Origin of the sequence: Streptococcus sp. HMSC074F05 (genome assembly GCF_001808725.1) — a bacterium.
Taxonomy (GTDB): Bacteria; Bacillota; Bacilli; order Lactobacillales; family Streptococcaceae; genus Streptococcus; species Streptococcus parasanguinis_I.
This window is the reverse complement of record NZ_KV794411.1, coordinates 1032457-1046618: the sequence shown is the minus strand read 5'-3', so window position 1 is coordinate 1046618 and position 14162 is coordinate 1032457. Positions and strand designations below refer to the sequence as shown.

Annotated in this window: 13 protein-coding genes; 10 read left to right on the top strand and 3 right to left on the bottom strand. The window is 43.1% G+C overall.

Annotated features, from left to right (window positions below; genetic code table 11):
• Positions 1 to 212: 212 nt before the first annotated feature.
• From HMPREF2685_RS08775 to HMPREF2685_RS08770, 3 genes are all read right to left on the bottom strand, one after another.
• Entirely contained in the window at positions 213 to 1430 is a 1218-nt protein-coding gene (locus HMPREF2685_RS08775; protein ID WP_070466426.1) for an MFS transporter, read from the bottom strand.
• Positions 1427 to 1603, bottom strand: a complete 177-nt coding sequence (locus HMPREF2685_RS10735) for a hypothetical protein (RefSeq protein WP_173019072.1) — start codon at positions 1601 to 1603, stop codon at positions 1427 to 1429. Before HMPREF2685_RS10735 ends, HMPREF2685_RS08775 begins: the two co-directional genes overlap by 4 nt.
• Before the next feature lie 263 nt (positions 1604 to 1866).
• Positions 1867 to 2727, bottom strand: coding sequence for a helix-turn-helix domain-containing protein (locus HMPREF2685_RS08770; protein ID WP_070466424.1), 861 nt, complete (start codon positions 2725 to 2727; stop codon positions 1867 to 1869).
• A 197-nt stretch (positions 2728 to 2924) separates the two neighbouring features.
• On the opposite strand from HMPREF2685_RS08770, the gene HMPREF2685_RS08765 reads away from it, so the two are divergent.
• The 10 genes from HMPREF2685_RS08765 (at position 2925) to HMPREF2685_RS08720 (ending at position 14122) form a co-directional block, all read left to right on the top strand.
• Positions 2925 to 3464, top strand: coding sequence for a YceD family protein (locus HMPREF2685_RS08765; protein WP_003005275.1), 540 nt, complete (start codon positions 2925 to 2927; stop codon positions 3462 to 3464).
• 123 nt (positions 3465 to 3587) lie between these two features.
• Entirely contained in the window at positions 3588 to 5066 is a 1479-nt protein-coding gene (locus tag HMPREF2685_RS08760; protein WP_003005145.1) for a flotillin family protein, read from the top strand.
• A gap of 169 nt (positions 5067 to 5235) precedes the next feature.
• Positions 5236 to 6660, top strand: coding sequence for an NADP-dependent phosphogluconate dehydrogenase (gene gndA / locus HMPREF2685_RS08755; RefSeq protein WP_070466421.1), 1425 nt, complete (start codon positions 5236 to 5238; stop codon positions 6658 to 6660).
• Positions 6661 to 6669: 9 nt separating this feature from the next.
• A complete protein-coding gene (locus HMPREF2685_RS08750; protein ID WP_049483336.1) occupies positions 6670 to 7368 on the top strand; it encodes a response regulator transcription factor in 699 nt (232 codons plus the stop codon).
• A gap of 233 nt (positions 7369 to 7601) precedes the next feature.
• Entirely contained in the window at positions 7602 to 9797 is a 2196-nt protein-coding gene (locus HMPREF2685_RS08745) for a PTS transporter subunit IIBC (RefSeq protein WP_083279716.1), read from the top strand.
• A gap of 85 nt (positions 9798 to 9882) precedes the next feature.
• Positions 9883 to 10695 (top strand): endonuclease/exonuclease/phosphatase family protein, encoded by an 813-nt coding sequence (locus HMPREF2685_RS08740; protein ID WP_049474028.1) that lies wholly within the window; start codon positions 9883 to 9885, stop codon positions 10693 to 10695.
• A gap of 164 nt (positions 10696 to 10859) precedes the next feature.
• The gene (gene nrdR / locus HMPREF2685_RS08735; protein WP_003005476.1) at positions 10860 to 11333 is read left to right on the top strand and encodes a transcriptional regulator NrdR; all 474 of its coding nucleotides are present in this window, start codon (positions 10860 to 10862) and stop codon (positions 11331 to 11333) included.
• Complete coding sequence (locus HMPREF2685_RS08730; RefSeq protein ID WP_070466419.1) at positions 11334 to 12512, top strand: replication initiation and membrane attachment family protein; 1179 nt, start codon at positions 11334 to 11336, stop codon at positions 12510 to 12512.
• Complete coding sequence (gene dnaI / locus HMPREF2685_RS08725; protein WP_070466417.1) at positions 12513 to 13412, top strand: primosomal protein DnaI; 900 nt, start codon at positions 12513 to 12515, stop codon at positions 13410 to 13412.
• A complete protein-coding gene (locus HMPREF2685_RS08720; RefSeq protein WP_070466415.1) occupies positions 13409 to 14122 on the top strand; it encodes a nitroreductase family protein in 714 nt (237 codons plus the stop codon). Before dnaI ends, HMPREF2685_RS08720 begins: the two co-directional genes overlap by 4 nt.
• Positions 14123 to 14162 lie beyond the last annotated feature (40 nt).

Genomic DNA, 14162 nt, shown 5'->3' with positions numbered 1-14162 from the left:
ATGAAGTTCCATGACTAATTATTGAGCCTATGGTCTCAATAATTCCGAGTGCTAGAAACAACCTTGTTTCTAGCACTTTTCTCACAGCGGAAAGTTTCAGTAGATGATTGAATAACTCTAAAGAATAAAAAGTATTTATCTTTATAGAAGTTAATAGAATTGTATAAAAGATAACTTTGTCTTTAAACTCAATCCACCAAACGGTGGATTTTTTATTTGGTAGTTAAGAGGAGGGTAGTGAAACCAAGGATGGCAAAGATCTCCCAAGCTAGGGGAAGGCTCCATATAGCTAGACTAGAAAAGAGAGCTGTCCCAAGTGGCATGGCAAAGCTGACCATCAGTCCCAAAAAGCTAGAGGTAGAAGCTAATTTTTCAGCGGGTAATTTGCTCATTAAAAGGCTGGAAACTTTTGGGTTGATTTTTGCTACAAGATAACCAAGGAAAGTGATGAGTAGAAGGGAAAGAATGTCCCAGTGCATCAGGATGTTTGTAAGCCCAAGCATGGTCAGTCCACCTGCGATCCACAGGAGGGTATGGTGGAGCGATTGCTTGGAAAAATAATCGTGGGGTGTCAGACTAGCCCAGACCATACTTAAAATAGTCACAGCCTCTAAGATCAAGAGGGATTGGCTAAAACTCAACTGAAAGAAGGGGGAGTGAAGCAGTTGCAAATTGTAGATACCTGAGATGGATCCCCCAAGGGCATTGATGAGAACCAATGAGAAGAGCAACTTGCCAAAGTGGTGAACCTCCTCATCTGCAAAAATACTTTTGGCGTTCTGGTACATCTCTTGGCATTCGTGTACCAAAGAATTCTTACTTTTGGGCTCAATGACGGGAGCATGTGTCAGCTGCTTTTTTCTAATCAAGAGACAGGTAGAAGACAGGAGAAAAGTCACTGCATTGATCGAAGCGACCAGGGCAAAATTTTGATGGCTGATAGCTAGCAGCCAAACTCCTAGAGCTTGTCCAGAAATCGAACAGACCATACTAAGCAGTTGGTTGAAGGAATAAGCCTCCATTAAATCCTCGTCTGGGATGTTCTTTTTCATGATAGGGAGTTGCAAGCCTCCGCGATAATCACTCAAACAATCTGAAATAATGTTTAAAAAGCAAACAATCGAAAAGGCTAGGTAACCCGGAATCTTGGTCATGAGAGCAATAAGAATGAAGAGGATAGCTTGAAGATAGCCAATGCGGATCAACCAGTTAGCTTTTTTCTTCGTGCGGTCAGCCTTCATCCCGACAAAAATGGTAAAGAGGCTAGGAATAAATACAATGAGATTGGCAATGCCAACTGCTAGGCTCGGTTGCGGCATACTGGCAGCAAAGACCACAAAGACCAGATTGTAGATGGCAGCGCCAAGGGTATTCAAAAAACGAGAAAGACTAAGTAAGGCAAAAATTTTATTACGAGCTAAGAGTTTCATGAGCCTTCCTCCTTCACGTGATCAGTTGCTAGGACTTGTTTGATAGATCGAACGATCTGTTTGAAGAGGTCTAGTTTCTCATCATCAGAGAGAAGAAGTTCCTGATCCTTCAGATAAACGCTGGTATGTGAGAGAAGAAAGCGGAGGAAGTGGTTTTTTAGTTTGGTCATCATGGGAAGAACCTTCTTTCTTTACTTGATAGTCCTATTGTAAACCTAAAAAACAAGAAAAAATAAATGTTGCATATTTTCAACAAAAAAGGCTGGGACAAAAGTCCTAGCCTCTCAATTATTTTTGGATTGTCGAGCAAGACGCAGTGGTTGAGTGGGCTCTACTACGCTGATTTCATCAGCTTTTACAGCCCTACTCAACTGTGCGGAGGTGGGACGACGAAATCGAATTCTAACGAATTACCGATTTCTGTCCCACTCTCTTTTCAGGATTCCTTGATGAGTTCTTGCATGCCCTGTTTGTAGTAGTTGGCACTGTCCTTACAATCCAGAATAGAGAGAACCTGGATGGCCTGTTCCATCTTTTCAAGACCGATTTCTTTTTCTCCCTTTCGATAGAGAAATTCTCCTTTGGCGTAGAGATAAACCGTCCGAAGGTAGGCTTCGTTCTCAGAGTAAAAGTGGTCGTTAATTAGGTGATCAAAAAAAGATGCATCTTCAAATTCATTTGAACTAATGGCGATAAAAAAGCCATTAAGGAAAATAGAATTGATGGCAGGACGAGAGGAATCTAGGAGAAGCTTGAAATCCTCCCGTTGGACCAACTCCTCTGTGTATTGTCGATAGAGCTGACTAGAGAAAAGTGGAGAGGTCAGAGAAAACAGGTTTAATTCAAAATTTCCCCAGATCATGACAGAGAAGAGATAATCATGGAGGAAATCCAGTTCCTCTTGGCTAGCGGTGAGCTCCACCTCAGGATAGAAGCCAAGCATTTGGACTTTGAGAATAATGCTGGCTAAGAGGTCTTCTTTTTTGTGATGTTTCTGATAGGCTAGCTGGTAGCTTTGGTACAAGGCTTGGTCGTGTTCCAAGCTCATGTTTTCATAGTGCTCTTTCAACAATTTGGGAATAAAAGAGTGCTGATCGATTCCAGCTAGATGGGAAAACTCACTGAGGCTGGTTTTGATCTGTTGAAGGGCCTGAAAAAACCGTTGCGTGGTCAGGTCATTTTCCCCTCTTTCAAATCGAGATAGCATGGAGCGCGAAAATTCGCCACCCGTAGCCTCCTCTAGAGAGATGTGGCGACTTTCACGTATTTGCCGAAAAACAGCTCCGATTTCTTTCATGAATTCTCCTCTATCTAACAATGCCCTAGCCAGTGACCCTCTTTTGTCCAAGAGATGGTGGGACCTTGTGTACAACACCAATTGGCCTAGTTACTGTATCTTTTTTCATGATTATAACAAATTTTTGAGGAGACTTCTTGGTTGAGGGGCAGCTTCATGATATACTAGTAGTATCTAGAAGATTTGAGGACAAAAGAATGAACCTATTTACACAAGAAATCCGTAAAAATCCTGAAGGACTAGCCTTTGATCAAGAGTTGGATTTGCTCAAAGAATTGCAAAAGCGTAATCCAGAAATTCTTGATTTAAAGAATGTGACAGCGACAGGACGAGTAGCCTATGATACAGGCCTCTATGTCTTGGATTACCAGTTGAGCTATACCATCGTTTTGGCATCTAGCCGAAGCATGGAGCCTGTTGAGCTTCAAGAGAGCTATCCTGTAACAGAGGTGTTTGCGGAGGATGTACAGTCTGACGCAGATATCGAGGCCCTAGAGGAAGACTTGATCCTTCCAATCGAAGGTGGGAAGATTGACCTGAGTGAGAGTGTAGCGGATAATATTCTGCTCAATATTCCTCTCAAGGTTCTCACTCCAGAAGAAGAGGCTGGACAAGGTTTTATCGAAGGCAATGATTGGAAAATCCTATCCGAAGAAGAATACCAAGCCGCTCAAGCGATTAAGAAAGAAGAAAACAGTCCTTTCGCCGGTCTAAATGGCTTGTTTGACGAAGAATAAGCTAGAGATTGCATTTGATAAATTTAGACATAAATACAGGTCTTTTCTTTGAGGAAAGGCCTTCTTTTGATATACTAGGATTAATAAACAACAGAGGGGAGACCTCTAAAAAGGAGAAAAAGTATGGATACTTTATTTATTCCAGGTTGGTTGATTACCGGCCTAATAGTCGCAGTTATTATTTTGATTTTGCTTGTTAAAGGTTATGTGAACGCTAAACCCAACGAAGTCGTGGTCATTACCGGTCTTCGGAAGCAACGTCACTTGCGTGGGAAAGCTGGCTTTATGATTCCCTTTGTCGAACAACGCTCTTATCTTGATATTGAGCAATTCTCGACAGATGTTCGGACGTCAGAAGCAGTCCCAACATTGGACTTCATTAACGTCCGTGCCGATGCGGCTGTTAAATTAAAAATTGGTACAACCGATGAAATGATTGCCCGGGCTGCAGAAAACTTCTTGAACTGGAATACGACAGATATTTCCAACTCTGTTCAAGATGTCTTGGAAGGAAACCTGCGGGAAGTGATCGGTCAGATGGAACTACGTAAGATGGTCAATGACCGTCAAGAGTTTGCCTCAAAAGTGCAAGACAACGTAGCGCCAGACTTGGCTAAAATGGGTCTAGAAGTCATCGCCTTTACGGTTCAATCCTTCTCTGATGAAGGGGGAGTCATCGATAACCTCGGGATTGAAAATGTTGAAACCATTAAGAAAGATGCCTTGATTGCCAAAGCCAAAGCAGAACGCGAACGCAAGGAAGTCGAAGCAGAACAAGATAAATTGGCCAACGACAAACGCGTCGCTGCCGATCTTGAAATCGCGCAAAAACAAAACGAATTAAAACTCAAACAAGCAGCCCTCAAGCAAGAAGCAGATATTGCCCAAGCAAAAGCAGATGCCGCTAAAGGGATTGAGGCAGAAGTGCAACGTCGTGAACAAGAGCGCGTGGCAGCCGAAGCCAATATCATGAAACAGGAAAAAGAAGCGGAAGTCAAAGAGCGCGAAGTTAAGGTTCGTGAGCAAGAATTGGATGCCAACATCCGCAAACAAGCTGAAGCTGAAAAATATGCGCGTCAACAAGCTGCAGAAGCAGAATTGATTGAACGCCAACGCAAGGCGGAAGCAGAACTCTTCGAAACACAAAAAGAAGCCGAAGCTCGAAAAGCTCAAGCCGAAGCTGAGAAATTTGCCCAATTGCAAGAGGCTGAAGCTATTGAAGCCAAAGGTCGTGCTGAGGCTGAAGCCATTCGCTTGAAACTGGAAGCTGAAGCCAAAGGTTTAGACCAAAAGGCCGAAGCAATGAAGAAAATGCAAGAAGCAGCCATTACTGAAATGGTCGTTGACAAGTTGCCTGAAATTGCGCGTGCTGTCGCAGAACCATTAACCAAGGTTGATAAGATCACCATGTACGGGGAAGGCAATGCTTCTAAGATGGTGGGCGATATTATGCAAAGTATCGACCAAGTCTCTCAAGGAGCTGGATTTGATATTCGTCAATTGCTAGCAGGAGCTCTTGGAGTTAATATGACGGTCAATAAACTCAAAGAAGGAGAACAACCGGTCATTGAAGCAGAGGAGTTAGCTTCTAAAGAAGATTAATGCCATTCTTAAGAAAGTGTCTGAGAACTGTTTCTCGGGCACTTTTGTTTTCAAGATCAAATGATTTGCAGGAGCTTCTCCTTCTTGTAGAAGGCGGGAAGCTATTTTCTGCTTTCTTTTGAGGAGGAAAAATGGTAGAATAAAGGCAAACTATAAAGAGGAGTGTCACATGACTAAAGCAAACTTTGGTGTTGTTGGTATGGCCGTAATGGGTCGTAACCTTGCCCTTAATATCGAATCTCGTGGCTATACAGTTGCCATTTTTAACCGTAGTAAAGAAAAAACAGAAGATGTGATTGCTTGCCATCCTGATAAAAACTTTGTGCCAAGCTATGATATCGAAAGCTTCGTAAACTCAATCGAAAAACCACGTCGTATCATGCTCATGGTTCAAGCAGGACCTGGTACAGACGCAACTATCCAAGCCCTTCTTCCACACTTGGATAAAGGTGACATCTTGATCGACGGAGGAAATACTTTCTATAAAGATACCATCCGTCGTAATGAAGAATTGGCGAACTCAGGAATCAACTTTATTGGTACTGGTGTATCTGGTGGGGAAAAAGGTGCCCTTGAAGGTCCTTCTATCATGCCTGGTGGGCAAAAAGAAGCATATGACTTGGTAGCTGACGTTCTTGAAGAAATCTCTGCAAAAGCACCTGAAGATGGAAAACCATGTGTGACTTACATCGGTCCTGATGGAGCTGGTCACTACGTGAAAATGGTCCACAACGGGATCGAGTACGGGGATATGCAATTGATCGCAGAAAGCTATGACCTCATGCAACACTTGCTTGGTCTTTCTGCAGAAAACATGGCTGAAATCTTCACTGAATGGAACAAGGGTGAATTGGACAGCTACTTGATCGAAATCACTGCGGATATCTTGAAACGCAAAGACGATGAAGGTCAAGATGGACCAATCGTAGACTACATCTTGGACGCTGCAGGAAACAAAGGAACTGGTAAATGGACGAGCCAATCAGCGCTTGACCTTGGTGTGCCATTGTCACTCATCACGGAGTCAGTATTTGCCCGTTACATCTCTGCCTACAAAGAAGAACGTGTACATGCTAGCAAGGTTCTTCCAAAACCAGCTGCATTCAAATTTGAAGGAGACAAGGCTGAGTTGATCGAAAAAATTCGTCAAGCCCTTTACTTCTCAAAAATCATCTCTTACGCACAAGGTTTTGCGCAATTGCGTGTTGCTTCTAAAGAAAACAACTGGAACTTGCCATTTGCGGACATCGCATCTATCTGGCGCGATGGATGTATCATCCGTTCTCGTTTCTTGCAAAAGATCACAGATGCTTACAATCGCGATGCAGATCTTGCTAACCTTCTATTGGATGAGTACTTCTTGGATGTCATTGCTAAGTACCAACAATCAGTTCGTGATATCGTAGCTCTTGCTGTTCAAGCCGGTGTACCAGTACCAACCTTCTCAGCAGCCATCACTTACTTCGATAGCTACCGTTCAGCTGATCTTCCAGCAAACTTGATCCAAGCACAACGTGACTACTTTGGTGCTCACACTTACCAACGTAAAGACAAAGAAGGTACTTTCCACTATTCTTGGTACGACGAAAAATAATCTTGCTCTATGGTCAAACGAGTTCTACTAGTAGAAAATGAGAAGCAAATCGCTCGCTTTATTGATTTGGAACTTCAAAAAGAGGGGTATCAAGTTGATGTGGTCGAGGATGGAAAAGCGGGTCTGGCTTTGATTACTGCGACCAAATATGATCTGATCTTGTTTAATTACGATCTGTCAGATATGTCGGGTGAAGCATTCGCAGAGGAAATCAGTCAGATTCGCCCAGCTTCTGTTTTGATTGTGTTGGATAGCCGCGAAAAAATTGCTGAGCACCAAGAGAGTATTCAGCGCTTTGCTGTTTCCTATATGGTCAAACCCTTTATTATCAGCGATTTAGTCGATAAGATCACAGCGATTTTTAGAGGACGTGATTATATTGACCAACATTGTAGCCAGATGAAAATTCCAACCTCATACCGCAATCTGCGCATTGATGTGGAACACCATACCGTCTATCGTGGGGAAGACATGATTAGTTTGACCCGCAGAGAATATGACCTCCTAGCGACTCTGATGGGAAGCAAGGGAGTGGTGACACGAGATCAGTTGTTGGAAAGTGTCTGGAAGTACGAGAGTACGGGGGAGACCAATATTGTTGACGTTTATATCCGTTATCTCCGTGGGAAAATTGATCTACCCGGTCAAAAAAGCTATATAAAGACCGTTCGTGGGATTGGCTATGCCATGCAAGACGCATTAGAATAAAATATTCGAACCCTTAGAGGGTTCGAATATTTTTATGCCCCAAGGGAAACGTTTGCGTTTGGAAAGGCTGGGTTTTAAAAAGGATTTGGCTTAAAAAAGATAAAAAAAGATAAAATTTGGAGAAAAAAATGAATGTAAGGCTTTACAAATTTTTAAAATATGGTATACTAGAAGCAAATTAAGCGCAAACGTTTTCTTAAAAACAAAAGCCTTAAACAATATAAGGAGGTTGAATGATGAATAAAGGATCATTCAAAAGTTTATTTAGCTTTGAATTCTGGCAGAAGTTTGGTAAGGCCTTGATGGTCGTTATCGCTGTCATGCCAGCGGCTGGGTTGATGATTTCAATCGGGAAATCAATCCCTATGATCAACCCGAATTTATCTCCACTTGTTATTACAGGTGGAATTCTCGAACAAATCGGTTGGGGGGTTATCGGTAACCTTCACATCCTCTTTGCACTCGCTATCGGTGGTAGCTGGGCCAAAGAGCGTGCTGGGGGTGCCTTTGCGGCTGGTCTCTCTTTCATCTTGATTAACCGTATTACCGGTGCAGTTTTCGGAGTGACATCTGCAATGTTGGCCGATAAGGATGCTACCGTTCACACGATCTTAGGTGGATCAATTAAAGTTGCAGACTACTTCATTAGTGTCCTTGAAGCACCGGCACTTAATATGGGGGTGTTTGTAGGGATTATCTCAGGTTTTGTTGGAGCAACTGCTTTCAATAAATACTATAACTACCGTAAACTTCCAGAAGCCCTTTCTTTCTTTAACGGGAAGCGCTTTGTCCCATTCGTTGTTATCGTTCGTTCAGCTCTTACAGCCTTGGTTTTGGCAGCCTTGTGGCCAGTGGTTCAATCAGGAATTAATGGATTCGGTGTCTGGATCGCCAACTCACAATCAACAGCTCCAGTATTGGCACCATTCTTGTTTGGTACCTTGGAACGTCTTCTCTTGCCGTTTGGTCTTCACCACATGTTGACCATTCCAATCAACTATACTCAATTGGGTGGTAGCTACCAAGTTCTTACAGGTGCTGCCAAAGGAACAACTGTATTTGGACAAGATCCACTTTGGTTGGCTTGGGTAACAGACCTTGTCAACTTGAAGAAAGCTGATCCTAGCCAATACCAACACTTGCTTCATGCCTACACACCAGCTCGTTTCAAAGTTGGTCAAATGATCGGATCATTTGGTATTTTGATGGGTATTGTGGTTGCCATCTACCGCAATGTGGATCCAGATAAAAAAGAAAAATACAAAGGGATGCTTTTTGCAACTGCCCTTGCAACATTCTTGACAGGTGTAACAGAACCAATTGAATACATGTTCATGTTTATTGCTACACCATTGTACATCATCTATGCTCTTGTTCAAGGTGCTGCCTTTGCAATGGCTGACTTGGTTAACCTTCGTGTTCACTCATTCGGTTCAATCGAATTCTTGACACGTACTCCAATGGCCATCAACGCTGGTTTGGCATTAGATATCTTTAACTTTGTATGGGTAACAGTCCTCTTTGGATTTATCATGTACTTCATTGCCAACTTCATGATTAAGAAATTCAATTATGCGACTCCAGGACGTAACGGTAACTATGAACAAAATGATGATGCCCCTGCAGGAGATGGTGCAGCAGCAGGTGCTGCTACAAGCTCAGCAAGCTCACAAGTCATTAACATCATCAACCTTCTTGGTGGACGTGCCAATATCGTAGACGTTGACGCATGTATGACTCGTCTTCGTGTAACCGTTAAGGACGCTGAAAAAGTCGGAACAGAAGAACAATGGAAAGCTGAAGGCGCTATGGGTCTTGTCATGAAAGGACAAGGTGTCCAAGCAATCTACGGACCTAAAGCTGACGTATTGAAATCTGATATCCAAGACGTTCTTGATTCGGGTGAAGTTATTCCTGAAACACTTCCTAGCCAAATGACAGCAGTTCAAAAAGCTGAAGCAACCTTTAAAGGGGTAACTGATGAAGTGCATTCCGTTGCAGATGGTGAAGTGATCAACATCGAAGATGTGAAAGATCCTGTATTCTCACAAAAAATGATGGGTGACGGATTTGCAGTTGAGCCTGAAAATGGCCACATCGTTTCACCAGTTGCTGGTAAAGTTACTAGCGTCTTCCCAACCAAACATGCCCTTGGTTTGGTAACAGATAATGGTTTGGAAGTCTTGGTTCACATCGGTCTAGATACTGTTAGTCTTGAAGGAAAACCATTTGAGGTTAAAGTTTCTGAAGGTCAAACAGTGGCTGCTGGAGACCTCTTGGTGGAAGCAGACCTTGATGCAATCCGTGCAGCTGGTCGTGAAACTTCAACAATTGTTGTCTTCACAAATGCAGATGCGATTAAATCCGTTAAGGTCGAACATACTGGTAAATTGGCAGCAAATGCGCCAGTTGCAACAGTAGAATTATAAGAGACGTCGGCAAAGAAAATGAGGTTGGGGCAGTGCACCCGGCCTCTTGCCGTTTCTTGATTTGGAGAGAAGGAGAAATCAGGGGATGAAATTTTTAACATTAAATTCCCATAGTTGGATGGAAGAGAATGCTCAGCAAAAATTTGAAACCCTCAAGGAACAAATTTTAGAAGCGCAATATGATGTGATCTGTTTCCAAGAGGTCAATCAAGAAATGGCCTCAGAAACAGTCGAAACAGATGAGTATTATCAAGCTTTGCCATCATCTGTAGCGATTCACAAGGATCACTTTGTTCGCGTATTGGTAGAAGAGTTAGCTGCTCATGGACTCCACTATTATTGGACTTGGGCCTACAACCATATTGGCTATGATCACCTCAATGAGGGTGTGGCCGTTCTTTCGCGTCAACCCTTGAAGGCGGATGAGATTTTGGTATCCAATATGGATGATCCAACGGACTACCATACTCGTCGAGTAGCCGTTGCCCATACAAGTGTAGATGGCAAAGAGATTGCTGTTGCCAGCGTCCATCTTTCTTGGTGGGACAAAGGTTTCCAATTTGAGTGGCCACGCATTGAGAACTACTTCAGCCAAGTAGGCAAACCCTTTATTCTAGCTGGTGATTTCAATAATCCTGCTGGTCAAGAAGGGTATGAAACGATTCTATCCAGTTCGCTAAAACTTCAAGATAGTTTTATCGAAGCCAAAGAAACAAAGGGGACTTATACTGTAGGCCCTGGAATCGATGGCTGGACGGACAATCAAGTTCCATTGCGAATCGATTACGTCTTTGCAAGTCCAGAATGGGACATCCAGCGTCTACATGTCATTTTTGATGATCAAAACAAACCCCATGTCAGTGATCACTATGGCTTAGAAGCTGAATTATCACTTTAATATAAATGGAGAGTCGAAAGGAAAACGATTTTATTCAATCGTCCTTCGACTCTTTTTTATGGATCAATGAGGAGCAAGCATAGGGGATTCTCCTGTTCTTCTGCTTTCTTTACGATTCAATTTATGGTAAAATGAAGTGTTAAAACAGTTTAAGGAGGTAGCAAATGCGTTGTCCAAAATGTGGTGGAAGTAAGTCTAGTGTGGTGGATAGTCGACAAGCTGAAGATGGGAACACCATCCGTCGTCGCAGGGAATGCGAAGAATGCCATTATCGCTTTACTACCTACGAACGAGTGGAAGAGCGGACCCTAGTGGTTGTCAAAAAGGATGGGACACGCGAGCAATTTTCTCGTGATAAAATCTTTAATGGTATTATCCGCTCAGCTCAAAAACGGCCTGTTTCTAGTGACGAAATCGAAGAAATTGTAAACCGGATCGAGCAAAAGGTTCGCAGCCAAAGTGATAATGAAATCAACAGTGAATATATTGGTTCGTTGGTCATGGATGAGTTAGCAGATCTAGATGAGATCACCTATGTCCGTTTTGCTAGTGTTTACCGGAGTTTCAAGGATGTCGGTGAGTTAGAAACCCTCTTGAAACAAATTACGAAGGGAACCAAGAAGAAAAAGGAAAAATAGATGAAGCCCAATACGCCTTTCGCATTTTTAAAAAATAATCTTCTTCCACCGGCAGGGGCTGCATTGGAGCAGTATTACCTGCCTATTTTAGAGACAGAAACTGTAGCAGTTTATCGTTATCTGCTCGCCTCTTATGATCAGGGTGAAAAACAATATTTACTTGCTCAAATCCTCAATCACTTGAATATAGGATTTCCACAGTTGCTACTCGCCTTTGATCGTTTAATTGCTATGGGGTTGATGGATCTCTATGAGGAAGAAGTTGGGATCACGATCCAGTTACATGCTCCTCTTGCCTCAGAACAATTTTTTTCGAGTGCTGTTTTTAAACGCTTGCTTGAAAAAAAGATTGGGGAAAAGGCCGTGGAGGATCTGATCCCAGCTCGCTCTTTAGGGACTAGACGGCAAGTTTCCTTCTCGCAAGTCTTTGGACTAGATGCTGGGGAGACGACCGTTCTTCCAAGTAAGAAACAGCAGTTTGATATGGAGATGTTTAAGCGAATGATGGGGCGTGATGGACTTCGTTTTGCGGATGAAGGAGAAGCAACCCTAGCTCTCTTTGCCATCGCAGAAGAGCAACAATGGACCTGGTATGAAACCTATCTCCTAGCAAAAGAAACGGCTGTAGACCGGATTGTCTCTCCAAAGAGAATGAAGCAAAAGTTGGCTCAGGCCAACCAAGAGCAACCCCGCATGTCCTATAGCCGTCAGGAAGAAACCATTCTGAGAGAAGCTAAGGCAAAATCCAGCCTACAATTTCTAGCGGAGATTAAGAAGGCACGCAATGCGACCATTACGCAGAGCGAACGCAAGACTTTATCCAAGTTAGCTGATCTAGGCTTACTAGACGAGGTGATCAATATTATCTTGTTGTTGACCTTTAACAAGACCCAGTCTGCTAATCTCAATGAAAAGTATGCTTTGAAGGTGGGAAATGATTTTTCTTATCAAGGGGTCAACAGTGCAGAACTAGCGATTTTAAAAGTTCGAGAACGCCAGGAACAAGCTAAAGCTCAAGGAAACAAGGGGACGAGTCCTACATCAGCCAAGGGCAAGAACAGCAATGTTCCCAAGTGGAGCCAACCAAACTATCAAAATCAAACCAGTCAAGCAGAAAAGGTGGATCTTGCTAAAGAGAAACAACGCCTATTAGAAAAACTGAATCAAGGAGGTGAGTAGATGGAAAGTGTAGGTCAAACCATGTCTCACATGAACCGTGCGCGTCAATTTAACTATGAGGATTTGGTCGCACAGATCTTGGCAGACCAAGAAGTGGCTGCCTTTATCAAGGACCAGTCTTTGTCTGAACAAGAAATTCGACGGAGTATTTCAAAATTTAATCAATACATTAGTGAACGCAACCGTTTCTTATTGGGAGATTCGGATTATATTGCCAAAGGTTATAAGCCCATCCTCACCATGAATGAAGGCTATGCGGATGTCGCTTATGAGGAAACGCCAGAGTTAATCGAAGCCCAAAAACGAGCTGCGATCAACCAACGTCTCAACTTGATCAATCTCCCTTCAACCTTGAAAGAAGCGAGTCTAGCCAAGGTAGAGCTCGATGATAAGGGACGATTTGAGGCCTTTGAAGAATTAGCCAATTTTGTGTCCAACTATCCAGAATATCAAAAGGGGATCTACCTCTATGGTGATTTTGGAGTAGGAAAGAGCTACATGATGGCAGCCTTGGCTCATGATTTATCCGAAAAACGCCAGGCCTCAACTACCCTACTTCATTTCCCAAGTTTTGCTATCGATGTCAAAAATGCCATCAGTTCGGGCTTGGTCAAAGAAACCGTCGATCAGGTGAAAAAAGCCGAAATTTTAATTCTTGATGATATCGGTGCGGAACAGATGTCAGCCTGGGTGCGAGATGAAATCTTACAAGTGATTTTGCAGCACCGGATGCAGGAAAATCTCCCAACCTTCTTTACTTCTAACTTTAATTTTGAAGAGTTGGAGCGTCATTTTGCGGTTTCGCGCAATGGAGATGAAACCTGGCAGGCCAAACGTGTCATGGAGCGCGTAAAATTTTTAGCCAAGGAAATCCATCTGGAAGGAGTCAATCGCCGATGAATGAAACCATCCGTTTAATGAAATCTCATTTTTCTGTTCGCCGTTTTAAGGAAGAAGCCATCAAAGAAGCTGACCTCAAGGAAATTTTATCAGCTGGGCAGATGGCATCAAGTTGGAAAAACTTTCAGTCTTATTCTGTGATTGTGGTCAAAAGCAAGGAAAAGAAAGAAGCTCTTTACGACTTGCTTCCTCAAGAAGCGATTCGCCAATCAGCCGTCTTTCTCCTCTTTGTTGGGGATTTAAACCGTGCTGAAAAAGCTGTCAAACTTCATGAGCAGGATTTTCATCCTGAAGGGGTGGACAACTTACTGATCACCTCAGTGGATGCGGCTCTAGCAGCTCAAAATACACTATTGGCAGCTGAAAGTCTCGGCTATGGTGGAGTGATTATCGGCATGTTGCGCTACTGTTCAGAAGAAGTCGCAGAACTATTCCGTCTGCCAGACTATACCTATCCTGTTTTTGGGATTGCTCTCGGAGTACCTAATCAGCAGCATGCAGTGAAACCACGTTTGCCATTGGAACAGGTTGCTTTTGAAGAAGAATACCAAGAACAAGACCTATCAGTTGTGACTGCCTATGACAAGGTTCAGGCAGATTACGCTGGAGCGCGTGCAACCGATAGCTGGAGCGAGCGCCTTGCAGCTCAATTTGGTCAACCTGAACAAGAAGAGACCAAAAAACTACTAGAAAAACACAAACTATTATGAAATGAAGAGAGGCGTTCTTGAACCGAAGTCTCGCCTTTCA